The organism is Mesorhizobium sp. M0145 (assembly GCF_040322355.1).
Lineage (GTDB): Bacteria > Pseudomonadota > Alphaproteobacteria > Rhizobiales > Rhizobiaceae > Mesorhizobium.
In genome coordinates this window covers 1-22,828 of the sequence record NZ_JAMYTK010000045.1, presented here as the reverse complement: position 1 = coordinate 22,828, position 22,828 = coordinate 1, and the positions used below count along the sequence as shown (strand labels likewise).

23 protein-coding genes are annotated in these 22,828 nt (G+C 63.7%); 11 read left to right on the top strand and 12 right to left on the bottom strand.

What is annotated here, in order from left to right; all coding sequences use genetic code 11:
• Positions 1–113 precede the first annotated feature (113 nt).
• The 4 genes from NKJ28_RS32005 to petA all read right to left on the bottom strand — a co-directional run bounded on the left by NKJ28_RS32005 (position 114) and on the right by petA (position 3,716).
• Complete coding sequence (locus NKJ28_RS32005; RefSeq protein WP_352450514.1) at positions 114–659, bottom strand: adenine phosphoribosyltransferase; 546 nt, start codon at positions 657–659, stop codon at positions 114–116.
• 217 nt (positions 660–876) lie between these two features.
• The gene (locus tag NKJ28_RS32000) at positions 877–1,749 is read right to left on the bottom strand and encodes a cytochrome c1 (RefSeq protein ID WP_023679477.1); all 873 of its coding nucleotides are present in this window, start codon (positions 1,747–1,749) and stop codon (positions 877–879) included.
• 88 nt (positions 1,750–1,837) lie between these two features.
• Positions 1,838–3,139 (bottom strand): cytochrome b, encoded by a 1,302-nt coding sequence (locus tag NKJ28_RS31995; protein ID WP_352586768.1) that lies wholly within the window; start codon positions 3,137–3,139, stop codon positions 1,838–1,840.
• 16 nt (positions 3,140–3,155) lie between these two features.
• Complete coding sequence (gene petA / locus NKJ28_RS31990) at positions 3,156–3,716, bottom strand: ubiquinol-cytochrome c reductase iron-sulfur subunit (protein WP_352638464.1); 561 nt, start codon at positions 3,714–3,716, stop codon at positions 3,156–3,158.
• A gap of 281 nt (positions 3,717–3,997) precedes the next feature.
• Here petA and NKJ28_RS31985 point away from each other — a divergent pair, with 281 nt between their 5' ends.
• Positions 3,998–4,354 carry a cupin domain-containing protein gene (locus tag NKJ28_RS31985; protein ID WP_352638465.1) on the top strand — a complete coding sequence of 119 codons (357 nt, stop codon included), beginning with the start codon at positions 3,998–4,000 and terminating at the stop codon, positions 4,352–4,354.
• 27 nt (positions 4,355–4,381) lie between these two features.
• Here the strand turns inward: NKJ28_RS31985 and NKJ28_RS31980 are convergent, their stop codons facing one another.
• From NKJ28_RS31980 to NKJ28_RS31965, 4 genes are read right to left on the bottom strand one after another with little or no spacing between them, the layout of a single operon-like run.
• Entirely contained in the window at positions 4,382–4,696 is a 315-nt protein-coding gene (locus NKJ28_RS31980; protein WP_023679480.1) for a DUF6665 family protein, read from the bottom strand.
• A gap of 24 nt (positions 4,697–4,720) precedes the next feature.
• Positions 4,721–6,601: an ABC transporter ATP-binding protein gene (locus NKJ28_RS31975; RefSeq protein WP_023679481.1), complete on the bottom strand. Its 1,881-nt coding sequence runs from the start codon at positions 6,599–6,601 to the stop codon at positions 4,721–4,723.
• Entirely contained in the window at positions 6,598–8,487 is a 1,890-nt protein-coding gene (locus tag NKJ28_RS31970) for an ABC transporter ATP-binding protein (RefSeq protein ID WP_023679482.1), read from the bottom strand. The genes NKJ28_RS31975 and NKJ28_RS31970 overlap by 4 nt, the downstream gene beginning before the upstream one ends.
• Before the next feature lie 26 nt (positions 8,488–8,513).
• Positions 8,514–9,056, bottom strand: a complete 543-nt coding sequence (locus NKJ28_RS31965; protein ID WP_352638463.1) for a hypothetical protein — start codon at positions 9,054–9,056, stop codon at positions 8,514–8,516.
• A 283-nt stretch (positions 9,057–9,339) separates the two neighbouring features.
• Between NKJ28_RS31965 and NKJ28_RS31960 the strand changes: the two genes are divergently transcribed.
• From NKJ28_RS31960 to NKJ28_RS31950, 3 genes are all read left to right on the top strand, one after another.
• On the top strand, positions 9,340–9,798 hold the full coding sequence (locus NKJ28_RS31960; protein WP_352638461.1) for a tRNA (cytidine(34)-2'-O)-methyltransferase: 459 nt from the start codon (positions 9,340–9,342) through the stop codon (positions 9,796–9,798).
• Positions 9,799–9,968: 170 nt separating this feature from the next.
• A complete protein-coding gene (soxR, locus tag NKJ28_RS31955; protein WP_023679485.1) occupies positions 9,969–10,412 on the top strand; it encodes a redox-sensitive transcriptional activator SoxR in 444 nt (147 codons plus the stop codon).
• A 120-nt stretch (positions 10,413–10,532) separates the two neighbouring features.
• The gene (locus NKJ28_RS31950; protein WP_156937440.1) at positions 10,533–10,883 is read left to right on the top strand and encodes a hypothetical protein; all 351 of its coding nucleotides are present in this window, start codon (positions 10,533–10,535) and stop codon (positions 10,881–10,883) included.
• A 36-nt stretch (positions 10,884–10,919) separates the two neighbouring features.
• Here the strand turns inward: NKJ28_RS31950 and NKJ28_RS31945 are convergent, their stop codons facing one another.
• Complete coding sequence (locus NKJ28_RS31945) at positions 10,920–11,177, bottom strand: hypothetical protein (protein WP_023679487.1); 258 nt, start codon at positions 11,175–11,177, stop codon at positions 10,920–10,922.
• 103 nt (positions 11,178–11,280) lie between these two features.
• On the opposite strand from NKJ28_RS31945, the gene hemF reads away from it, so the two are divergent.
• The 3 genes from hemF to NKJ28_RS31930 all read left to right on the top strand — a co-directional run bounded on the left by hemF (position 11,281) and on the right by NKJ28_RS31930 (position 13,180).
• Positions 11,281–12,195 (top strand): oxygen-dependent coproporphyrinogen oxidase, encoded by a 915-nt coding sequence (gene hemF / locus NKJ28_RS31940; protein ID WP_023679488.1) that lies wholly within the window; start codon positions 11,281–11,283, stop codon positions 12,193–12,195.
• A gap of 257 nt (positions 12,196–12,452) precedes the next feature.
• Positions 12,453–12,713, top strand: coding sequence for a DUF1344 domain-containing protein (locus NKJ28_RS31935; protein ID WP_023679489.1), 261 nt, complete (start codon positions 12,453–12,455; stop codon positions 12,711–12,713).
• A gap of 281 nt (positions 12,714–12,994) precedes the next feature.
• Complete coding sequence (locus NKJ28_RS31930) at positions 12,995–13,180, top strand: DUF1059 domain-containing protein (protein WP_023679490.1); 186 nt, start codon at positions 12,995–12,997, stop codon at positions 13,178–13,180.
• A gap of 3 nt (positions 13,181–13,183) precedes the next feature.
• Here NKJ28_RS31930 and NKJ28_RS31925 read toward each other — a convergent pair whose 3' ends face one another.
• From NKJ28_RS31925 to NKJ28_RS31915, 3 genes are read right to left on the bottom strand one after another with little or no spacing between them, the layout of a single operon-like run.
• A complete protein-coding gene (locus tag NKJ28_RS31925; RefSeq protein ID WP_352450523.1) occupies positions 13,184–14,452 on the bottom strand; it encodes a CCA tRNA nucleotidyltransferase in 1,269 nt (422 codons plus the stop codon).
• The gene (locus NKJ28_RS31920) at positions 14,449–15,081 is read right to left on the bottom strand and encodes a CoA pyrophosphatase (RefSeq protein ID WP_352638460.1); all 633 of its coding nucleotides are present in this window, start codon (positions 15,079–15,081) and stop codon (positions 14,449–14,451) included. Before NKJ28_RS31920 ends, NKJ28_RS31925 begins: the two co-directional genes overlap by 4 nt.
• Positions 15,082–15,094: 13 nt before the next feature.
• A complete protein-coding gene (locus NKJ28_RS31915) occupies positions 15,095–15,724 on the bottom strand; it encodes a DUF1285 domain-containing protein (RefSeq protein ID WP_352586939.1) in 630 nt (209 codons plus the stop codon).
• A gap of 142 nt (positions 15,725–15,866) precedes the next feature.
• Between NKJ28_RS31915 and NKJ28_RS31910 the strand changes: the two genes are divergently transcribed.
• From NKJ28_RS31910 to NKJ28_RS31895, 4 genes are read left to right on the top strand one after another with little or no spacing between them, the layout of a single operon-like run.
• Positions 15,867–16,871, top strand: coding sequence for an AAA family ATPase (locus NKJ28_RS31910; protein WP_352638459.1), 1,005 nt, complete (start codon positions 15,867–15,869; stop codon positions 16,869–16,871).
• A complete protein-coding gene (locus NKJ28_RS31905; RefSeq protein ID WP_352638458.1) occupies positions 16,871–17,785 on the top strand; it encodes a DUF58 domain-containing protein in 915 nt (304 codons plus the stop codon). Before NKJ28_RS31910 ends, NKJ28_RS31905 begins: the two co-directional genes overlap by 1 nt.
• Positions 17,782–20,604, top strand: a complete 2,823-nt coding sequence (locus NKJ28_RS31900; RefSeq protein ID WP_352586751.1) for a DUF4159 domain-containing protein — start codon at positions 17,782–17,784, stop codon at positions 20,602–20,604. The genes NKJ28_RS31905 and NKJ28_RS31900 overlap by 4 nt, the downstream gene beginning before the upstream one ends.
• 3 nt (positions 20,605–20,607) lie before the next feature.
• Positions 20,608–22,695 carry a hypothetical protein gene (locus NKJ28_RS31895; RefSeq protein ID WP_352638457.1) on the top strand — a complete coding sequence of 696 codons (2,088 nt, stop codon included), beginning with the start codon at positions 20,608–20,610 and terminating at the stop codon, positions 22,693–22,695.
• Positions 22,696–22,828: the final 133 nt, after the last annotated feature.

Sequence of the window (22,828 nt, the reverse complement as noted above, 5' to 3'; positions counted from 1 at the left end):
AGGACCCATCACCTTCCGACACGGATTGCAGCACTTCCTGTCCATCGCCCATGGATGGGCGCTTCGAAATGTGTGAATCGCCTAGTCTCCCACAGGGGAGAAGGAAGAAACGCTCAATGCCCCTCAAACCCGATCAGCGTCCTCACCGGTACGCCGAGCGCCTCTAACCTCTCTCGGCCGCCAAGGTCCGGCAGGTCGATGACGAAGCAGGCGGCGAGGATGTCGGCGCCGATCTGCCGCAATAGCTTGACGGCCGCCTCGGCCGTGCCGCCGGTGGCGATCAAATCGTCGACGAGGATTACCTTCTCGCCTGGAGAAACACCGTCCTTGTGCATCTCCATCTCGTCCAGCCCGTATTCCAGGCTGTAGGCGACGCGCACCGTCTCGTAAGGCAACTTGCCCTTCTTGCGGATCGGCACGAAGCCGGCCGAAAGCTGGTGGGCGATGGCGCCGCCGAGGATGAAGCCGCGCGCCTCGATGCCGGCGATCTTGTCGATCTTCAGGCCGGCATAGGGATGCACCAGCTCGTCGATCGCCCGGCGGAAGGCCCGCGCATTGCCGAGCAGTGTCGTAATGTCGCGAAACAGGATGCCGGGTCTGGGATAATCCGGAATGGTGCGGATCGCGGCAAGCAGCGTGTCTTCGAGCGAGGATTTCATCAAGCGGCTCTCCGGACCTTTCGTCGGATTCGACTGAAGACGTGAAAGGAATTGGCCAATCGTAACCCGGGGCAGCCAAGTCCGGCTACCGCCATGTGACGCCTGACGGAAAATTGTCCGGCAAAGGGGGGTGCTCAGCGACGGCTGCAATGAATCGAAATGCCTGCAATGAAAAGGGCGCCTTTCGACGCCCTCCCGGTCTCGTGTGTTGCAGCGGTCAGTGCGCCACGCCGGCCCACACCTTGCGTTTTGTCAGGTAGACCAGCGCACCGAACAGAAGCAGAAAGACCAGCACGCGAAAGCCGGTCTTCTTGCGGTCCTCGAGGTGCGGCTCGGCCGCCCACATCAGGAAGGCCGACACGTCGCGCGAATACTGGTCGACCGTCTGCGGCGCGCCGTCATCATAGGTAACCTGGCCGTCGGAGAGCGGCTTCGGCATCTTCAGCGACACGCCGGACAGGAAGTACGGATTGTAGTGCGTGCCTTCCGGTATGACCATGCCCGCCGGCGGCTGCTGGTCGTAGCCGGTCAGCAGCGAGTGGATGTAGTCGGGACCGCCCTGGGCATATTGCGTGAAGATGTCGAAGACGAAGCGCGGGAAGCCGCGTTCAACGCCGCGCGCCTTGGCCAGCAGCGACATGTCGGGCGGTGCTGCGCCGCCATTGGCCGCCGCCGCCGCTTCCGCATTGGGGAACGGCGCCGGGAAATGGTCGGACGGCTTGCCGGGGCGATCGAACATGTCGCCGGCATCGTTCGGGCCGTCGTGGATCGTGTATTCGGCCGCCAGCGTCTTGATCTGCGCATCCGAATAGCCAAGGCCTTCCAGCGTGCGGAACGCCACCAAATTCATCGAATGACAGGCTGAGCAGACTTCCTTGTAGACCTTCAGCCCGCGCTGCAGCTGGGCCTTGTCGTAGGTGCCGAACGGCCCGGCGAAGCTCCAGTCCATTTCCTTTGGTTCGTGTATCGGGAAATGCGTCGGCGCCGCCTCGTTGTGCGCCTCTTCCTGGGCGCGCGCTCCAGTGCCTGTGGCCCCAATGCCCGCGGCCACAAGGCCAAGCAGCGCCAGCGAGGTGAGAATCTTCTTCATGCAAATCCCCTTGAGATTCTCTGACGCGCTGTCATCGTCTCGAGCATGATCTTGTCCGAAAACCGGTTTCCACTTTTCGGGATCATGCTCAGCCTTTGGTTTCCGGCGCGGCCGTGGCGCCGGCAGGATGTCCACCGCCACCCTTATTCTTCCCGAGCACTGCCTCGGTGATCGAATTCGGCAGCCGCCGCGGCGTCTCGATCAGCCCAAGTACCGGCAGCGCTACCAGGAAGAAGGCGAAGTAGAACAGCGTCGCCATCTGCGCCATGAACACATAGCTGCCCTCGGCCGGCTGCGAGCCCAGCCAGCCGAGCAGGATGGCGTCGGCCACGAACAGCCAGAAGAACAGCTTGTACCAGGGCCGGTAGACTGCCGAGCGCACCTTCGAGGTGTCGAGCCACGGCACCAGGAACAGCATGACAATCGCGCCGAACATGCAGAGCACGCCGCCGAGCTTGGAGTTGATGGGCCCGATATTGAAGGTGATAGCGCGCAGGATCGCGTAAAACGGCAGGAAGTACCATTCCGGCACAATGTGGGCCGGCGTCTTCAGGGGGTTGGCCACGGTGTAATTGTCCGGATGGCCGAGATAGTTCGGCAGATAAAAGACGAAATAGGCGAAGACGAACAGGAACACGATCATGCCGAACCCATCCTTGATGGTCGCGTAAGGCGTGAAGGCGAGCGTGTCGGTCTTCGATTTGACCTCGATGCCGGTCGGATTGTTCTGGCCGACGACGTGAAGCGCCCAGATGTGCAGCACGACGACGCCGGCGATCATGAACGGCAATAGGTAATGCAGCGCAAAGAAACGGTTCAGCGTCGGATTGTCGACCGCGAAGCCGCCGAGCAAAAGCTGCTGGATCCAGTCGCCGACCAGCGGGATGGCGGTGAAGAAGCCGGTGATGACGGTGGCGCCCCAGAAGCTCATCTGGCCCCAGGGCAGCACATAGCCCATGAACCCGGTCGCCATCATCAAGAGGTAGATGATGCAGCCGAGGATCCACAGCAGCTCGCGCGGCGCCTTGTAGGAGCCGTAGTAGAGGCCACGGAAAATATGGATGTAGACGGCGACGAAGAAGAACGACGCGCCGTTCGAATGCAGGTAGCGCAGCAGCCAGCCGGAATTGACGTCGCGCATGATCTTCTCGACCGAATCGAAGGCGAGAGTGCTGTCGGCCGCGTAGTGCATGGCCAGCACGATACCGGTCAGGATCTGCGCCGCCAGCATGAGCGCGAGAATGCCGCCGAAGGTCCAGGCGTAATTCAAATTGCGCGGCACCGGATAGGCGATGAAGCTGTCATAGACCAGCCGCGGCAGCGGCATGCGCGAATCGAACCAGCGTCCGATGCCGGTCTTGGGCGTATAGGTCGAGTGTCCCTCGCTCATGGAAATATCCCTTGCCTCAGCCGATACGGATCTTGGTGTCGGAAATGAACTGGAACACCGGCACCGCCATGTTCTCGGGCGCCGGCCCCTTCCGGATGCGGCCGGCGGTATCGTATACGGAACCGTGGCACGGGCAGAACCAGCCGCCGAAATCGCCTTCCTGGCCGAGCGGGATGCAGCCGAGATGGGTGCAGACCTGGACCATCACCATCCAGGCTTCCTTGCCCGGCGTGGTGCGGTTGGCGTCGGTTGCCGGCGCGTCGGCCGGCAAATTGGCGTTGCGGGCGATTGGATCCTTGAGCTCGGCAAGATTGACCGCCTGGCCGTCCTTCATCTCTTGCTCGGTGCGGTTGCGCACGACCACCGGCTTGCCCCGCCACTTCACAACGAGCGACATTCCTGGCGTCAGCGAAGAGACGTCGACCTCCACCGAGGCAAGGGCCAGCGTCGAGGCATCCGGACGCATCTGATCGATGAACGGCCAAGCGACAGCGCCCGCGCCGACCACCGCCGCCATGCCAGTGGCGACGTAGAGAAAATCACGACGGTTGGGATCCTGGGTGTCGGTTGCGCTCACGGGTGCCTGATCCTTTCGCCTTTTCCGTGCCGGCGGCCGAGCCTTGTTCCCCGCTCAATCACGCCGGCCCGACTGCGCATGGCGAACAGGCTAGCGAATTCCTCCGGCATTTGGGACTTGGGTTTATGCGTGAAGCCTGTTTTTGTCCAGACGGGTGAAGGCACAAGGGCAGATTGTCGCGGGGGCGTAATTCGCACGTCGGAACGATTGGAAAACAGCAGCAAAACCAAATGGCTGCGTTCGCCTCGACAGCTGGCGCTGGCCCGGTTTATCCTCGGCCTATGGCGCATGTCATAGACCGCGACAAATGGGCCGAAGCGCCCGACCGCTGGCCCGACCATTGGCAGGGCGAGCTGCAAGGCGGCGCCTACGGCTCCAACAGCTGCCTGATCTTCAACTACCTGCCCGAGATCGGCGGCGGCCCCAGGCTGCACAGCCACCCCTATTGCGAGATTTTTATCATCCGGACCGGGACCGGCCTGTTCACCGTCGGCGACCGGCAGATCGAGGCCACAGCCGGCCAGATCCTGATCGTGCCGCCGAACACGCCGCACAAATTCACCAATCTCGGGCCAGGCCCGCTGGAAACCACCGACATACACGAGAACGGCAGCTTCATCACCGAGTGGCTGGAATAACGCTTCCCAAACCAGTTCCGGTTCGGATCATGCGCTGGCGCCGAGCCTGGCCAGCACGGCCTTGGGAATGTTGTATTCCCGGATCACCGCGTCGTGCTTGCGCAGGCCGCAGAGTTCGCGCTGGATGAAATACCCGTGCACCGCTTCGGCTGCATCCCTGAGCAGCCGGGCACGGTCGACACTGTCGCAATTCTCGCGCAGCCTCGTCAATGTTTCCTCGACGCGCCGGCCGGCGCGGCCGAGCGCGGCCGCCTTCTCGCCGAGGATTTCATGGCCAAGCAGGTCCAACGCGCTCTCCTGCGCGCCGGACCGTCCGAAATTCGATGGCATTCTCACCGCCATGATTTCACTCCGCTTTATAGAAAACTACTCCGCCGGCCGGGTCTCGGCCAACGCGCTCTCTTCGTTGAACAGGAAGCCGCCGGACTGCCGCTTCCATAGCCTGGCATAGAGCCCGTCGAGCCCGACCAGCTCGTCATGCGTGCCTTGCTCGACGATGCGGCCCTCGTCGAGCACCACCAGCCGGTCGAGTGCCGCAATGGTCGACAGCCGATGCGCGATGGCGATGACCGTCTTGCCTTCCATCAGCCTTGCCAGATTTTCCTGGATCGCCGCCTCGATGTCGGAATCGAGCGCCGAGGTCGCCTCATCGAGCACCAGGATCGGTGCATCCTTGAGGAAGACGCGGGCGATCGCCACGCGCTGGCGCTGGCCGCCGGAGAGCTTGACGCCGCGCTCGCCGACATAGGCCTCGTAGCCGATACGATCGCGATTGTCGCGCAGACCGAGGATGAACTCGTGCGCCTCGGCCTTCTTCGCTGCCGCGACCACCTCAGCGTCGGTCGCTTCCGGCATGCCGAGCTTGATGTTGTCGCGCAGCGAGCGGTGGAAAAGTGCCGTATCCTGGCTGACGACGCCGATATTGGCGCGCAGCGAATTCTGCGTGACCCTGGAGACGTCCTGCCCGTCAATGGTGATCTTGCCGCTCTCGAGGTCGTAGAGGCGCAGGATCAGATTGACCAAGGTCGTCTTGCCGGCGCCGGACGGGCCGACCAGGCCGACCTTTTCGCCCGGCCGCACGACGAGGTCGATGCCGTCGAGCACGCCGGACCCCTTGCCGTAGTGGAACTCGACATTGCTGACGTCGATGCGCCCGCCGACGACGACAATCTCTTTCGCGTCCGGCGCATCGGTCAGGCCGAGCGGCTGTGAGATCAGCGCCTTGGAGTTTTCCAGCACGCCGAGGTTCCGCAAGATGCCGTTGAGCTGCATCATCAGCCGGCCGAGCAGCATGTTCAGCCGCAGCACCAAAGACAGCGTGAAAGCCACGGCGCCGACTGTGATCGAGCCCTCGACCCAGAGATAAACGGCAAAGCAGGCGATCGCCGTGATCATAATGCCCGACAGCATCGTCAGTGCCATGCGCACGCCGGTCAGCCGGCGGGTGAACGGGCGCAGCGCGTCGAGATAGATGTCGAAGCCGTTCCTGATGTAGCGGTCGTCGCCATCGGCCGAGAACAGTTTCAGCGTCTGCACGTTCGAATAGGAATCGACAAGGCGGCCGGTGATCATCGAGCCGGCTTCGGCGGTGGCTTCGGCATGCTTGCGGATCGCCGGCAAATAGCGCCTGGCCAGCAAGCCGAAGGCGGTAATCCAGATCACCACCAGCACCGCCAGCCGGAGATCGAGCCCGGCGACCAGCGCCAGCGTCGTCACCGTATAGACGACCATGAACCAGACGACCTCGATGAAGCTTTCCATCAGATCGCCGGTCGCCTGTCCCGCCTGCCAGACCTTGGTCGCGATACGTCCGGCAAAGTCGTTCTGGAAGAAGGCGTAGGATTGGCGCGAGACATGGCGATGCGCCTGCCAGCGCACCAGATTATAGAAACCCGGCGTGATCGTCTGCTCGTCGACCAGCGCCGACAGGCCGACGACGATGGTGCGGATGACCAGCACCACCGCGATCATGAAGACAAGTTCCGGGCCGGCGGCAGTCCACAACGCGTGCCAGCTGCGTTCGCCGGGAAGCTGGTCGAGGATGTCGACCAGCCGCCCGACGAAATAGAACAGTCCGGCTTCGACTAACGGCGCGATGCCGCCGATCAGCAGCATGGCGAAGAAGGCGATCTTCGCCTGCCCGACATAATGCCAGAGGAAACCCCTGACGCCGGCAGGTGGCCGAAGGTCCGCAGGCTCCCGGAATGGATAGACCCAGTTCTCGAACCAGCGGTAGATGGCAGTCATTCGGCGGCTTCACCCTTGACGAGTGCATCGTTGGCGGCTGCATCGTTGGCAGAGGGGCCGTCGTCGAGCAGGAAGCCGCCCGACTGGCGCTGCCAGAGCTGGGCGTAGAGCCCGCCGCTGGCAATCAGTTCCTCATGCGAACCTTCCTCGATGACGCGGCCCTTGTCCATGACGACGAGCCGGTCCATGGCGGCGATCGTCGACAGCCGGTGCGCAATGGCGATGACGGTCTTGCCTTGCATCAGTCTGTAGAGGTTCTCCTGGATGGCCGCCTCGGCCTCGGAATCTAGGGCGGAGGTCGCTTCGTCGAGGATAAGGATTGGTGCGTCCTTCAGCATAACACGGGCTATGGCGATGCGTTGCCGCTGGCCGCCGGACAATTTGACGCCGCGATCACCGACATGCGCGTCGAAACCCTTTCGACCGTTAGAATCCGACAATCCGGCGATGAAATCCAGCGCCTCGGCGCGCCGCGCCGCCTCGATCAGCATCTGGTCACTGGCGTCCGGCCGGCCATAGAGGATATTCTCGCGCACCGAGCGATGCAGCAGCGAGGTGTCCTGCGTGACCATGCCGATCTGGGCGCGCAGCGAGTCCTGCGTCACCGCCGCAATGTCCTGGCCGTCGATCAGGACCTTGCCGCTTTCGAGGTCATAGAAGCGCAACAGAAGATTGACCAGCGTCGACTTGCCGGCACCCGAACGGCCGACGATGCCGACCTTCTCGCCCGGCTTCACCGTCAGCGACAGGCTTTCGATCACGCCCTTCTGCTTGCCATAATGGAAGCGGATGTCCTCAAAACGGATCTCGCCCTTGGTCACGGCAATATCCTTGGCGCCAGGCCGGTCTTCGACGAGGCGCGGCAGCGAGATCGAGGCGATGCCGTCCTGCACCGTGCCGATATTCTCGAACAGCGTGGACATCTCCCACATGATCCATTGCGACATGCCCCAGAGCCGAAGCACGAGGCCGATGACCAGGGCGACGGCGCCGATCGTCACGGCTTGGCCGAGCCACAGCCATAGCGAGATTGCGGTGACCGAAAACAACAGCAGCGAATTCAGGACGTAGAGCAGGCCGTAGAGCTGTGTCACCAGCCGCATCGACCGGTAGACTGTATCGAGAAAGCCGGCCATACCGTCCTTGGCGAAGGATGCCTCGCGCCGCGCATGCGAGAACAGCTTGACCGTCTGGATGTTGGAGTAGCTGTCGACGACACGGCCGGTCATGGTTGAGCGCGCATTGGCCTGCTCCTCGCCGACCTTGCCCAGCCGCGGGATGAAATAGCGCAACAGCAGGACATATCCGGCAAGCCAGACGGCAAGCGGCGCAGCCAGCCGCCAGTCTGCCGAGCCGACAATGAACAGCATGCCGAGAAAATAGACGACGATATAGTTGAGCACATCGATGAGCTTGATGACGCACTCGCGCACCGCGAGCGCGGTCTGCATCAGCTTGGTCGCGATGCGCCCGGCAAACTCGTCCTGATAGAAGCTCATTGACTGCTTGAGCAGATAGCGATGCACCTGCCAGCGGATACGCATCGGATAATTACCCATCAGCGTCTGCTGGTTGAGCAGCGAATGGAACCAGACCGTCGCCGGCAGCGCGAAAATCACGATGAAGGCCATGCCGACCAGCTTCAAGCCTTCGGTCTGCAGGAACGTCTCGCGATTCTGTCCGGACAGCCAGTCGACGATCCGGCCCATGAAGCCGAACATCCACACCTCGGCAAGGGCGATGGCCGTCACCAGTACCGCATCGAGAGCGATGTAGGGCCACGCGCCGCGCGTATAATGCACGCAGAAGGCGATCAGTGTCCGCGGCGGCTCGACCGGCTCCTTGGCAGGGAACGGATCGAGCCTTTTTTCAAACCAGCTAAACATAGAGATGCTCACAATACTGTTTCCGCTCACGCGGCACGCGAACGGACGAGGTGCCCAGACCGCATGGCGTCAAGGACCGGCGATACGGAATCGTCCGCCTCGCCGGTCCTGCTTCGCGCTATATAGGTTGTCGCGGGCCTTTCGCCGACAGTCTCGTTTGACGATGCTGACGACGTTTTGACGATCCGGATTTTCGCGCTGGTTTTTGCACCAGGCCGGATCAGCCTGATGATCCGGCGCACCAGCGACGGCCGGCTATGGTCCGGAACGGCGCGCGAGAAATCGACGTCCGGCAGCATGCCGCGATGCGGACGCCGGCGGGTCTCGGCGTGAACCGCCGACGAGTAGGTCTCGCCGATCAAAAGCGCCCAGGTCGCAGTCTTGCGCTCGTGCAGGCTTCTTGAGCCGGGTATTCTACAGGGATCGAACATCGGTCCGTCCTCCAGTTGAAGATGCAGGTAGAGGGGTGAACCAACCCAGGCCGCGGGCACGCGCGGCGCGGCAAAGGTGGCATCGGTCGAAGCGTGTTCAGGTGGGGCGTTCAGCCCCTTCCACAGCTTGAAAAACATCGCAGGATTCCTTCAAAGGCCGAAAAAGGTTTCGGCGGGAATCGGTGCGATTGAAGTCTAGAAGGTCAGGAGAATCGTCGTACCGAAACCGCCGTCGGGCTGGTAAGCCCACGAGAGGGGTGGTGGATGTGCATGGCCATCATGAATTACCCCTCCATCGGTTCGGGTTGACAATGCTGGCCGTATAACCGACTTCGCAGAAAATGACCACCCGCCAGTCCAGCAATTTCCAAAACCGCGAGAGCTCTGTGGCTGATCTGCCACTTATTAGAAAGACGCGGAAATGAACGACCGTCTCCGTATCGCGCTCTACCAGCCTGATATCGCCGGCAACACCGGGACAATCCTGCGCTTCGCCGCTTGCCTCGGTCTCGGCGTCGACATCATCGAACCGGCGGGCTTCCCGCTCGGTGACCGGGCGCTGAAACGGGCCGGCATGGACTACCTCGAAATGGCGGCGCTCACCCGGCATGTCGACTGGCACGCCTTTGAGGACTGGCGCAAGCCTGCCATGCGGCGGCTGGTGCTGCTGTCGACCAAAGCAGCTGCCGCCTACACGGATTTCGCCTTTGCCGGCGACGACATTCTCTTGTTCGGCCGTGAATCCGCAGGCGTGCCGGACGCCGTTCACGAGGCGGCGGATGCGCGACTGATCATCCCGATGCAGCCCGGCGCGCGCAGCATCAACGTCGCGCTTTCCGTTGCGATGGTGGCGGCCGAGGCGATCCGGCAGCTCCGCTAGGATGTGTACGCGATCGCCGGCCGCAGCGACCAAGGCGTCGTCCTCACGCAACACTGCGTCCTCTCCGGTCATTCTCATCCAGACGCCCATCGCCTTCTCCTGCCGTTTGCATCTTCGAGGCTTCTTCGCTACAAGCTCAACTTAACTTGAGGTCAAGCGGAAAATCGGAGATGGCTGCGGCAACGGAATTAACAGTCGGCCAGGTGGCGATGCGCAGCGGCGTGGCGGTGTCGGCGCTGCATTTCTACGAAGCACGCGGGCTGATCCGCAGCCACCGCACATCAGGCAACCAGCGGCGTTACGGCCGCGACGTGCTGCGACGGGTGGCGATCATCAAGGTAGCGCAGGAGGTCGGCATTTCGCTGGCCGAGATCGGCACAGCCCTTCGATCATTGCCTGAAGGCCGGACGCCGACGCGCGAGGATTGGAACCTGCTTTCGACGGCTTGGCGCGACGACCTCGACCAGAAAATTAGTCAGCTCAAGAAGCTGCGCGACGGGCTGAGCGACTGCATCGGCTGCGGCTGCATGTCGATCGACAAATGTCCGCTGCGGAATAAGAATGACAGGCTGGCAAGGGACGGCGCGGGCGCCCGCAGGCTGGTCGTGCGTTGAAGCCATGACGGGTCTGGACGGGTTCAGCGAACTTATCCTGTCCGTTAGTCACTATACAGTCTTGTGAAGTTCATGTGCCCGTGCTTGATACGCCCCTGCAACTAACCTTGGGGGGCAGAATTGAAATTTGCATACAAGACTTACGCCGCGTTGCTTGGCGCCATTGTGTTGGCTGGATGCATGCCGAGCGAAGGTGAATGGAATACGGCAAGGACTTTGGTTCAGGGCAGTCCTGCCATGTATAAGAAAGTGCTTACGGAATGCATCAGGCATTCGGAGCAATCGCCTCTCAGTTCGAAGCAGGAAGCTGGCAAGATCATGAATGTCAGCGCAGCCGCGGCGCCACGTGTCTGGTGCGGAAGAACCGTGCGGGCCTTCGCGAATGGGCGCCTGACGTATGCCGAGATGAAAAGAGCGCATCTTGGAACGGGCGACAGAAGCGTGTTTATCAAGATCGTTCAGGGCAGATGAACTAGCCCTGATACGTTCAGCCTCGAGACCGGAGCGTTAATCCGCCGCCGGCAGCCGCCTGATGGTGAATTCGATGACGTCGCCCGGCCGCTCGAACCAGCTTTCGATCTCGGTCCAATAGGCCTGCTTAGGAAAGCGCTCGAACCATTCCTTCGCCTTGAGACGAGCATCGGAGCGCGGCAGCACGAAGGTCTCGCGCAGGAAGCCGTCGCGCGGCATGCGCGCGTTCTCGGCGCGCGAACGGTCGAGCCTCTTCTTCAGGCCATCCAGCGGCGGTCTTGCCGGGGTGCGCACGAAAGAACGCCATTCACACTTGACCCTTGCACCCAAGAGATTAGGGATCGCGGCCGGAAAAGACGAGTCATTTGTCGGGCGCGCCCGCAACCGGAGACAGGATTTGCAACGACCCGAGATACCGGCGGGGCTGCCAGCCGACATCGAACAGAAGAAGACGAAGGCACGGCTGTGGTTCGAGACGTTGCGCGAGCGCATCTGTGCCAGCTTCGAGCAGATCGAGCAGGACCTGCAGGGGCCGCAGGCTAGCTGGTCGCCCGGCCGCTTCGAAAAGACGCCGTGGCAACGCGATGCCGGCAAGGGCGGCGGCGGTATCATGTCGATGATGCACGGCCGCGTCTTCGAGAAGGTCGGCGTCCACACCTCGACCGTCCACGGCGAGTTCTCGCCCGAATTCAGGAAGCAGATGCCGGGCGCCGAAGAGGACCCCTCCTTCTGGGCAAGCGGCATTTCGCTGATCGCCCATCCGTGGAACCCCAACGTGCCGGCCGTGCATATGAACACGCGCATGGTCGTCACCTCGCGCCAGTGGTTCGGCGGCGGCGCCGACCTGACACCGGTGCTCGACCGCCGCCGCAGCCAGGACGACCCCGACACGATCGCCTTCCACAGAGCGATGCAATTTGCCTGCGAGAAGAACGCGGCGATCGCCGACTACGTGAAATTCAAAGCCTGGTGCGACGAGTACTTCTACCTGCCGCACCGCGACGAGCCACGCGGTACCGGCGGTATCTTCTTCGACTGGCTGCATTCGGATGAGGACAAAGGCGGCTGGGACGCCGATTTCAACTTCGTCCAGGACGTCGGGCGATCTTTTCTCGTCGTCTACGGACATCTGGTGCGCGCCAACTTCAATGACAACTGGACCGATGGCGACCGTGACGAGCAGCTCATCCGCCGCGGCCGTTATGTCGAATTCAACTTGCTTCACGATCGCGGCACCATCTTCGGGCTGAAGACCGGCGGCAATGTCGCCTCGATCCTGTCCAGCCTGCCGCCAGAAGCGAAATGGCCGTAAAATCTCGGTGAGCACGACGTGAGCCGCAATCGGGTCCAAATCCCCAGAATTTGACGGCGAATGTGGCGCAAGGCGCGCCAGAAAATATCTTTTTCGTCTAATATGCCATTGTAAAGATTGGGCTATTTGTCGCGTCGGGCCGGGAAACGCCGGCGGTTCTTTACTCCCGAGAGCCGCGACCCGACGTGACCGGACGGCCCATGATTGAATGGGGCACCTTTCCCAAGCGGTGCCCGCATTTTCCAGGAGAGCATGCCATGCGCAAGCTTATTATGACCGCAGCCGCCGCTGCCGTTCTCGCCTCTGGTACTGCCGCATTCGCTGCGGTCAAGCACACCACCGGCACGATCAAAAGCTTTGATGGAACGGCGATGAGCCTAGTTCTGGATAACGGAGCCACCTTTACGTTGCCCCAGACCTTCAAGGATCCTGGCCTGAAGGTCGGCGAAAAGGTCCGCGTCACGTGGGATATGAGCGGCAAGGATAAAATTGCCGAGGCAGTCAAGATCGTGAAGTGATGTCCTGCCCGCTGGAGCAAGACGAGGGCTTACTCCTGGGTAGCGTAAGAGGGCGGAGCAGCGATGCTCCGCCTTTTCGCAACCCGATCACTAGAGGGCCGCGTGTCGGCTTGGACGCACGGCACTCTAAGGCAACCAAAACCGTTCGATCGTGTTATGCTTAGCTGGCCAAGCGTGTAGCCCGGATACCGGACGCGGTTTCCGGATCGCGCAATCAAAGGTCTGGAGCTTCCGTGTCAGTGCGCTGCGCGGCGCTCCAAGGAGGAGATGAGGAGAAGCCGATGAAGGAATTCCATTGCGGGTCGCTCGTACCCGGCTGCGAGTGGCACACACGCGCCGAGGAGGAGGCTGAGGTCATGCGCCGTGCCGTCGAGCATCTGCGCGAGACGCACGGCGAGACGGTGATCCGCGAGACGATGATCGAGGCGATCCGCTCGCGCATCGAAAAGGTCCGCGACGCAGCGTGACGGTCAGGATTCGAGTGCCTCCGCGGCGCGCTTGAGCAGCGCGCCGCGATCAAGCGCAAAACCGGACTCGACCCATTCCTTTTCGAGATTCTTCAACGTTGCACCAAGCTTCGGCCCCGGTGATGCGCCAAGCGTCGTCAGATCGGCGCCCTTGACCGGAAAAACAGGGTTTTGCCATTTTGCAGCGAAGGCAAGCAGGCGCGAGAAGCCGCCGGCTTCGAGCAGTGCGTCATTGTCTTCGACCGCGCGGGCTCGAGCGGAAGCGAGCAACAGCCGCAACCGATCGACAAAGCCTTGGCGGTCGCCAAAATAAAGCCTTTTCGCCAACTCTCCTTCGGTCGTTTTCGGATCGACGGCAGCCGTGATCGCCCAATTCCGCAGCCGGCTTGCTTCGCTCACGGAAAGCCTCAATCTCTCGGCAAGCGTTTTCATGCGCGCGGCATCCGGCGGCACGATGGCTTCCAGCCTGAGCAGCGGGTCCGGCGCCCAGGCCAGATCCTTCTCGGTCTTGGTCAGCCCGTGGATGGCATCGATGCCCCATTTCTCGCTTTCCGGCAAAACGGCGGTCAGAACGCCGGCCTGGCGCATCCACAGCAGCGCCCGCGACGGATCTGGCGCTGACAGCAATTTCTTCAATTCCCACCAGACACGCTCGACCGAGAGCTGGTCGAGCCCCTGCTTCAGCCGGGCACAAGCCTTCAACCCTTCGGCATCCGGCCTGCCGTCGCCATACCATGCGAAGAAACGGAAGAAACGCAGGATGCGCAGATAATCCTCGCGGATACGCGCTTCCGGATCGCCGATGAATCGCAGCCTCCGCGCTTCGATATCGGCGATACCGCCGACCAGATCGACGACCGTTCCATCGGCTTCGGCATAGAGTGCATTGATGGTGAAGTCACGCCGCTCAGCGTCGGCTTTCCAGTCGCGGCCGAACGACACTTTGGCGCGCCGGCCGTCGGTTTCGATATCGGCACGCAGCGTGGTGACCTCATAGGCCTTGCCGTGGCCGACCGCGGTGACTGTGCCATGCTCGATGCCGGTCGGTACCGTCTTGAAGCCTGCCGCCTCGGCGCGCCGGATGGTTTCCTCGGGCACCGTGGTGGTGGCGATGTCGATGTCGGCGACCGGCTGGCCGATGAGCGCGTTGCGCACCGCACCGCCGGCGACACGCGCCTCCTCGCCGCCATCAGTCAGCGCGGCGAGCAGGCGCTGCAGGTGGCGTTCGCCGAGCCACCCGGCCTTGCCCGCGATCGACACTGGATCGCTCACGAATAGAACCTTTCATAAAGCGTACGGATGATGCCCGCGGTGACGCCCCAGATGCGCTGGCCGCCATAGGGCATCTCGTAATAGAACCATTCGAGGTCGTTCCACATGCGGCTGTCTCTGGTGTGGTTGGCGGGGTCCATCAGAAAGCCCAGCGGCACCTCGAAGACGGCATCGACTTCGTCGGAATTCAGCGTCAGGCTGAAACCGGGCCGCACAATCCCGAGCACCGGGGCGATGCGATAGCCGCTGCCGGAAACGTAGTCCGGCAGACGGCCGATGATCTCGATGTAATCACTATCGAGACCGATCTCCTCGGATGTCTCGCGCAACGCCGCCGCTTCCGGGCTCGCATCGGTTGGATCGATGGTACCACCGGGGAAAGCCACCTGCCCCGAATGGTTGCGCAGCTTTTCCGCCCGCCTGGTCAAAAGGACCGTGGCTTCATGGCCATGATCGACCACCGGGATCAGCACGGCGGCATCGCGCAGCGCCTTGGCCAGCTTCAGCCTGGGATGGCCCGGATTGAAGCGGTGGTCGCCAAAATCATCGCCGGCATGCGCCAGCGGCTGCGCCGCGACGCGCTGGCGAAACCCGGCAGCGGAAAACGGCAACGACATCACCTGATCCATCATAGGCGATCCGTCATGCGCTCAGCCGTTTCAGTTTCTCAGCCGGCATGATTGGATAGACCTCGCCTTTGGAACGGACGGCAAACATCGTCTTGCCACCGATGTCGATCTCTTCGCCGTGCTCGACCAATTCGTACATCACCGGCCGTGCCACCAGCGCCTCCAGCCGCCCGCGCACCAGCACATAAGGCTTCAGGCCACCTGTCTCGTCCTCATCGACGAAGCGCAGCGGGTGTCCCGCCCCAGCCTCTACCACGTCGCCGACATTGGTGCGAAAGGTGACGATTTGTCCGTCGCCGGCGCCCGACACGTCCATCTCGACGGCAATGAAGGGCGCGTCGGCGACGCGGATGCCGACCTTTTCCACCGGCGTCACCAGGTAGGTTCTACCGTCCGCGTCCTTGCGCAGCACTGAGGAAAAAAGCTGCACCAGCGGCATCCGGCCGATCGGCGTTCCCAGATAGAACCAGGTGCCGTCCTGCTTGATTTCCATGTCGAGATCGCCGCAAAATGCCGGATTCCAGCGTTCCACCGGCGCCGGCCCCTTGCCAGCGCGCGTCGCGCGCGAGACCAGCGCCTCCAGTCCGCGCGCCTCGGTCGCGGCCGTCAGGCTCTCTTCACGATGGTCGGCGGCTTCCGTCATGGTCACGAAATAGTCACTGTTGTTCCGCTTGTCAGCCTAAGTCTGTGATTTAAGTTCATTGCAGGCGCATGCGAGGCCGAATCGCGGCATTCTCTGCGGCACCAAGGTGCCAAGCGGTGTCCAACAGAAGGATCGATGCTGCATGAGCGTTATGATCAAGGAAAGCCCAATCAGCGAAAAGGACATGGTGGCGCAGGCCGAGAAAGCGCTGGCCGACATTTCGAGGGTCCGTGACGGCGTCGGCCGGGTCATTTTCGGCCAGGAAAGCGTCGTCGAGCGCACGCTGGTTGCATTGCTGGCCGGCGGCCATGCGCTGCTGGTCGGGGTGCCCGGCCTCGCCAAGACCAAGCTGGTCGAAACGCTGGGCATCGTGCTTGGCCTCGATTCGCGCCGCATCCAGTTCACGCCCGACCTGATGCCATCCGACATTCTCGGCTCAGAGGTGATGGAGCAGGATGAATTCGGCAAGCGTTCGTTCCGCTTCATTTCCGGGCCGATCTTTGCGCAACTGCTGATGGCCGACGAGATCAACCGCGCCTCGCCGCGTACCCAGTCGGCGCTGCTGCAGTCGATGCAGGAATATCACGTCACCATTGCCGGCGTGCGCCATGATCTGCCGTCACCGTTCCACGTCCTGGCGACGCAGAACCCGCTGGAGCAGGAAGGCACCTATCCGCTGCCGGAAGCGCAGCTCGACCGCTTCCTGATACAGGTCGATATCCTCTACCCCGAGATCGAGGCGGAGCGCCGCATCCTGCTGGAAACCACCGGTATCGAGGATGCCAAGGCTGAAAACGTGCTGCAGCCGGCGCGGCTTAAGGACATCCAGACGCTCATCCGCCGTATGCCGGTGCCGGAAAGCGTCATCGAGGCGATCCTCAAGCTGGTGCGCTCAGCGCGCCCCGGCCAGGGCAACGCCGATACCGACAAGTACGTCGCCTGGGGCCCAGGCCCGCGCGCCAGCCAGGCGCTGACGCTGTGCACCCGCGCCCGCGCCCTCTATGACGGCCGGCTGGCGCCGTCGGTCGACGACGTCCGCGCGCTCGCCGAGCCGGTGCTGCAGCACCGCATGGCGCTGACCTTCGCCGCCCGCGCCGAGGGCACCACGGTTCGCGATGTTGTGGCGAAGCTCGCGAAAGGGATTTGATGGCGCGCATCGGTGAAGCGCAGGCACCGGCAGCGACGCGCGATGCGCTCGCCAGAGGCCGGTTGCGGGCTTCGTTGGTGCCGGACCTGCTGGTCGAGGCGCGCCGCATCGTCAACACGGTAATTGCCGGCTGGCATGGCCGCCGCAAGCGCGGTATCGGCGAGAATTTCTGGCAGTTCCGGCCCTATGTCGAAGGCGATTCCTCGCGCATTGACTGGCGCCGTTCCGCCCGCGACGATCACACCTATGTCCGCGACCGTGAATGGGAGGCCGCCCACACGGTGTGGCTGTGGGCCGATCCCTCGCCTTCCATGCTCTACAAATCGACCGGAGCCAGCGTTCCCAAGGAATCGCGCGCCCTGGTGCTGGCGCTGGCCATGGCCGAGCTTTTGTCGCGCAGCGGCGAGCGCATTGCCTGGCCGGGCCTGACCGACCCGTTCACCGCCCGCAATGGCGCCGAGCGCATCGCGGCGCAACTGATGCACGCCGCCGACCTGCCGGCAAAGCCCGACCTATCCGGCATTCGCCGGTTCTGCGACATCGTCCTCGTCAGCGATTTCCTCGACCCGGTCGAGGACACCATTGCGTGGCTGGACGTGCTCGCGCGCCACGGCGTGCGCGCCCATCTGGTCGAGGTCGCCGATCCGGCCGAGGAAAGCTTCCCCTATGCCGGGCGCACCGAATTCACCGATCCTGAGACCGGCGACAAGCTGACCGCCGGCCGCGCCGAAATGCTGGGCGAGGAATATCGCCTGCTATATGCCGCCCGCCGCCAGGAACTGGCCGCCTGGTGCAAACGGCTTGGCTGGAGCTTTACCGTCAATCATACCGATCGCCTTGCCTCCGAGGCGCTGGTGCGCATCCACATGGCGATGACCGCCGAAGGCGCCTTTGCCGGGAGGGCCCGCGCATGAGTTGGCTGCCGCTCTCCTTCGGGGCGCCGATCGTGCTGTGGGGCCTGCTGGCGCTGCCGGTGATCTGGTGGCTTCTGCGGCTGACCCCGCCCAGGCCGCAAACCGAGGTGTTTCCGCCGCTCAGGATTCTCGCCCGCGTGCTGAGGCGCGAAGAAACGCCGCAGCAGAGCCCTTGGTGGCTGACGCTGCTCAGGCTGCTGATGGCCGCGCTTGTCGTGGCAGCACTTGCCGAACCGGTCTTCAATCCGCGCGAAAAGCTGCCGGCCGAGGGCGCTGCCCTGGCGCTGGTGATCGACAATGACTGGGCAAGTGCCGCCGACTGGGGCAAGCGGGTCGCCACCGCCGAGCGGCTGATCGCCGATGCCAATTCGAACGGCGTGCCGGTGCTCATCGCTTTCACAGCCGAGAAGCCGAATGCCGAGATCGGTCCCTTCGATGCCGCTGCCGCGCTCGACCGGCTGCGCGCGGCAAAGCCGCGGCCGATCCCGACCGACCGCCCCGCCGTCTATGCCCGCGTCGCTTCAGCCTTGGAGTCGCTGCCTGGCGCCAGCGTCGCGGTGCTCGCCGATGGCTTGGCGGCGCAAGGCGACGAAGCCGCCTTCAACACGTTGTTGTCGAAGAACGCGGCACGTGTTGTCTGGGCCGTCTCCGACCGGCTGTCGCTGACCGGCCTGACCGGCGCCGACAACCAGGTCGACGGCTTCGCCCTGACCGCCATCCGCGCACCGGGCGATCCGGCACCTGCACAGGTGACGGCCGGCGCCTTCGACGACAAGGGGCGCCGCATTGCCGACGCGACGCTGACCTTTGCCCCGGGCGGAACCACCGCCACCGGCACGGTGGCGGTGCCGTTCGAACTGCGTAACGACTTCGCCTACATCGCGCTCGATGGCGAGCGCCAGGCCGGTGCCGTCCGCGTGCTCGATGAGAGCTCAAAACGCCGCCGCGTCGGGCTGTTGTCGCAGGCCGAGGCCGACCAGGCGCAACCGCTGCTGTCGCCGCTCTACTACATCCGCCGCGCCCTGCAGCCGTTCGCCGATCTGGTCGAGCCGTCGAGCGTCGATCTCGCCGACGCCATCCCGCAACTGCTCGACCAGAAGCCGGCGATGATCCTCATGGCCGATGTCGGCACCATTCCGGAACAAGCGCGGCAAAGGCTGGTTGACTGGGTCGACAAGGGCGGCACGCTGGTGCGTTTTGCCGGTTCGCGGCTGGCCGCTGCCGGCAATGACGACGACCTGCTGCCAGTTCGGCTGCGCACGGGCGAACGATCGCTTGGCGGCGCGCTGTCATGGACGGCGCCGCAGCCGGTCACCGAATTCCCGAAAACCGGTCCCTTCGCCGACCTCGCGCCGCCCACCGAGGTCACCGTCACCAGGCAGGTGCTGGCCGAACCGACGCCCGACATCGTCGAGCGCACCTGGGCCACGCTTGCCGACGGTACGCCGCTGGTGACCGGGATGAAGAAGGACAAGGGCACCCTCGTACTGTTCCACGTCACCCCCGAGGCGACGTGGTCCAACCTGCCGATCTCCGGCAGCTTCGTCGAGATGCTGCGGCGCATCGTGCAATTGTCGCGCAACCAGGGCGCGGCTGTCGCCAATGCCGAGGCCGCCGCCACGTCGCTGGCACCCTATCGTATGATCGCCGCCGACGGCACGCTGGTGCCGCCGACGCCGGATGCCAGGCCGCTGGTGCCCGGCGCCGGCCCGCTGCCGGTGACGCTGGAAAACCCGCCCGGCCTCTACGGCTCCGAGACTGGAGTGTTCGCTCACAATCTGCTCGGCGGCGACAGCGCATTCAGGCCGCTGGCCCGGCCTGAAATCACGGTGCCGGTCACCACCATCCAGTATGCCTTCGACGAGCAGCACAACCTCAAAGGTCCGCTTGTCACGGCCGCCCTGGTGCTGATGGTGCTCGACACGCTTGCCGTATTCTGGATGGGCGGCCTGTTGTCGCGCCGGCCGCGCCGTGCCGGCGCTGCGGCGACGGCAGCCGTCCTGCTGATTGCGCTCGGCGCCTTGATTGGCCACGCGGACGTCGCGCGTGCCGACGACGCCAAACCGGGAGATACGGAGGCGATCGGGGACATTTCAAAGACCCGGATCGCCTACGTGCTGACCGGCGAGCCGGGTGTCGATTCGATCAGCCGCGCCGGGCTCGAAGGCCTGACCCGCTTTCTTATCGAAAAAACCGCGCTCGAACCCGGAGCACCGGCCGGCGTCGACATCTCGAAGGACGAACTTTCCTTCTATCCGCTGATCTACTGGCCGATCGATCCCTCGGCCCCGATGCCCAGCGAGGCCGCCATCGCCCGCATCGACGCCTACATGCAGCAGGGCGGAACGGTCTTGTTCGACACCCGCGACCAGTTCGCCAATGGCATTGGTGCGGATTCGACCAGCCCGGCGACGGAGCGGCTGCGCGACATCCTCGGCAACCTCAACGTGCCACCGCTGGAGCCGGTGCCGTCGGACCACGTGCTGACCAAATCCTTCTACATCCTTCCGGAGTTTCCTGGCCGTTTTGCCGGCAGCCCGCTTTGGGTCGAGGCATCGCTCGAAGCCAGCAACACCGAGAACCGCCCGGTGCGCACCGGCGACGGCGTTTCGCCGATCATGATCACCGCCAATGATTTCGCCGGCGCCTGGGCGGTCGACGAGAATGGCGACCCGCTATTGCCGACGGTGCCGTCGGATCCGATGCAGCGCATCTATGCGCTGCGCGCCGGCGTCAACATCATGATGTATATGCTGACCGGCAACTACAAATCCGACCAGGTGCACGTCCCGGTGCTGCTCGAACGGCTGGGGCAATAGACCATGAACTGGTCGCTCGCCTTCGAACCGCTCATCACCTGGCCGCTGCTCGCCGTGGTTCTGGTGCCGCTGCTGCTGCTGGCGCTGGCCGGCCTTTGGTTTCGCCAGCGCGGCGCGGTCTTCCGCCTGACAGCCCTGATTGCGCTGGCTGCGGCGTTGCTCAATCCGGTGTTTCTCAACGAAGAGCGCGAGCCGCTGAAAAGCATCGTCGCGGTCGTCGTCGATCGCAGCCAGAGCCAGGATATCGGCGACCGCACCAAACAGACCGATGAGGCGTTGGCCGGGCTTCAGCAGCGTCTCGGCCGCTTCAAGCAGTTCGACGTCCGTGTCGTCGAGGCCGGCAAGTCCGAAGCCGCCGACGAGCGCACCGAGACGCGGTTGTTTTCCTCACTCGAAAATGCTTTCCGCGACGTGCCGCCGTCGCGCATCGGCGGCGCCATCATGATCACCGATGGCGAGGTGCATGACGCGCCGCCCGGCGCACCCGACTTCAATGCCCCGCTGCACGCGCTGATTACCGGCAACGTGCATGAGAAGGACCGCCGCATCCGCTTCGAGAATGCGCCGCGCTTCGGCCTCGTTGGCAAGCCGCTCGACATGACGTATCGTGTCATCGCCACCAACAACGAGACCGGCCCGGTCGATGTCCGCGTATCGGTCAACGGCGAGCAGGTATCGGTCGAGCACGCCAACATCGGCCAGGCGATGCCGCTGCAGGTGACCATTCCCAGCGCCGGGCGCAACATCGTCGAACTCGCCATCAACCACGAGCCGGGCGAACTCACCGACACCAACAACCGCGCCATCGCGCTGATCGACGGCATCCGCGAAAATCTGCGCGTGCTGCTTGTTTCCGGCGAACCGCATGCCGGCGAGCGCACCTGGCGCAATTTGCTGAAATCCGACGCTTCGGTCGACCTCGTGCACTTCACCATCCTGCGCCCGCCGGAAAAGCAGGATGGCACGCCGATCAACGAATTGTCGCTGATCGCCTTCCCGACGCGCGAGCTGTTCGTCGAGAAGATCAAGGATTTCGACCTGATCATCTTCGACCGCTATCAGCACCGCGACGTGCTGCCGATCCTCTATTACGACTACATCTCCGAGTATGTCGAAAAGGGCGGCGCGCTACTGATCGCGGCAGGCCCCGAATATGCCGGCGAAAGCTCGATCGCCCGCACGCCGCTGATGTCGGCACTGCCGGCAATGCCGACCGGCGAGGTCATCGACAAGGCCTTCTACCCACGTCTCACCGATACCGGCCAGCGTCATCCGGTAACGCGTGGGCTCGACGGCTCCGCGACCGAGCCGCCGCACTGGAGCCGCTGGTTCCGCACCATCGGCGTCGAGAACCCCGAGGGCGAGGTGGTGATGAAGGGTGCCGACAACCGGCCGCTGCTACTGCTCGATCGCAAGGGCGAAGGCCGCGTCGGCATGCTTTTGTCCGATCAGGGCTGGCTGTGGGCGCGCGGATTCGAGGGCGGCGGCCCGCACGTCCAGCTCTACCGGCGCATCGCCCACTGGCTGATGAAGGAGCCCGAACTCGAGGAAGAGCGGCTGACCGCCGACGGCCGCGGCATGGTGCTGGAAATCCGCCGCCAGACGATGAGCGACGATCCCGGCCCGGCGCAAGTCATCACGCCGTCCGGCAAGGCACTGATCGTCAGGCTCGAGAAATCCGAGCCAGGCGTCTTCCTCGGCAGCGTCGAGACCAGCGAAATCGGTCTCTATCAGGTCGGCAATGGCGACCTGACGGCATTGGCCCATGTCGGGCCGGTCAACGCCCCGGAATTCACCGACGTCGTCTCCACCGAGAACCGGCTGAAACCACCGGCTGAGGCAACCGGCGGCAGCGTTCGCCGGCTGGCGCCGGCATCGGCCATTGGCAACCTGACCAGCACCGTCACGCTGCCATCCGTAGTCCCGGTCCGTTCCTCGGGCGCGGCTTCCGGCAATGACTGGATCGGCCTGCGCACCACCGACGACAGCGTGCTCAAGGCCGTCTCGCGCGTGCCGCTGTTCGGCGGCTTCCTCGGCCTCAGCCTGCTGCTTCTGGCGATGGGCTCGATGTGGTACCGCGAAGGGCGGTAACGCGGTTTATCCTTCTCCCCTTGAGAGACCTTTGCATAGAAGCCGATCGGTGATTCTGTGATGATGGTCGAAGCAGGGAGATTCGGGATGGCGGATCGTGTTCTGGGTCAGTTGAGTCTGGCGGACGGGCTGG

Bases quoted from the DNA above. Each gene is read 5' to 3' on its own strand.
- NKJ28_RS31970 (WP_023679482.1), bottom strand. From the start codon at position 8,487: ATGTTTAGCTGGTTTGAAAAAAGGCTCGATCCGTTCCCTGCCAAGGAG.
- NKJ28_RS31920 (WP_352638460.1), bottom strand. From the start codon at position 15,081: ATGGATCAGGTGATGTCGTTGCCGTTTTCCGCTGCCGGGTTTCGCCAG.
- NKJ28_RS32005 (WP_352450514.1), bottom strand. From the start codon at position 659: ATGAAATCCTCGCTCGAAGACACGCTGCTTGCCGCGATCCGCACCATT.
- NKJ28_RS31900 (WP_352586751.1), top strand. From the start codon at position 17,782: ATGAGTTGGCTGCCGCTCTCCTTCGGGGCGCCGATCGTGCTGTGGGGC.
- NKJ28_RS31985 (WP_352638465.1), top strand. From the start codon at position 3,998: ATGGCGCATGTCATAGACCGCGACAAATGGGCCGAAGCGCCCGACCGC.
- NKJ28_RS31935 (WP_023679489.1), top strand. From the start codon at position 12,453: ATGCGCAAGCTTATTATGACCGCAGCCGCCGCTGCCGTTCTCGCCTCT.
- NKJ28_RS31910 (WP_352638459.1), top strand. From the start codon at position 15,867: ATGAGCGTTATGATCAAGGAAAGCCCAATCAGCGAAAAGGACATGGTG.
- NKJ28_RS31965 (WP_352638463.1), bottom strand. From the start codon at position 9,056: ATGTTTTTCAAGCTGTGGAAGGGGCTGAACGCCCCACCTGAACACGCT.
- NKJ28_RS31975 (WP_023679481.1), bottom strand. From the start codon at position 6,601: ATGACTGCCATCTACCGCTGGTTCGAGAACTGGGTCTATCCATTCCGG.
- NKJ28_RS31915 (WP_352586939.1), bottom strand. From the start codon at position 15,724: ATGACGGAAGCCGCCGACCATCGTGAAGAGAGCCTGACGGCCGCGACC.
- NKJ28_RS31980 (WP_023679480.1), bottom strand. From the start codon at position 4,696: ATGGCGGTGAGAATGCCATCGAATTTCGGACGGTCCGGCGCGCAGGAG.
- NKJ28_RS31895 (WP_352638457.1), top strand. From the start codon at position 20,608: ATGAACTGGTCGCTCGCCTTCGAACCGCTCATCACCTGGCCGCTGCTC.
- NKJ28_RS31930 (WP_023679490.1), top strand. From the start codon at position 12,995: ATGAAGGAATTCCATTGCGGGTCGCTCGTACCCGGCTGCGAGTGGCAC.
- NKJ28_RS31995 (WP_352586768.1), bottom strand. From the start codon at position 3,139: ATGAGCGAGGGACACTCGACCTATACGCCCAAGACCGGCATCGGACGC.
- NKJ28_RS32000 (WP_023679477.1), bottom strand. From the start codon at position 1,749: ATGAAGAAGATTCTCACCTCGCTGGCGCTGCTTGGCCTTGTGGCCGCG.
- soxR (WP_023679485.1), top strand. From the start codon at position 9,969: ATGGCTGCGGCAACGGAATTAACAGTCGGCCAGGTGGCGATGCGCAGC.
- NKJ28_RS31905 (WP_352638458.1), top strand. From the start codon at position 16,871: ATGGCGCGCATCGGTGAAGCGCAGGCACCGGCAGCGACGCGCGATGCG.
- NKJ28_RS31960 (WP_352638461.1), top strand. From the start codon at position 9,340: ATGAACGACCGTCTCCGTATCGCGCTCTACCAGCCTGATATCGCCGGC.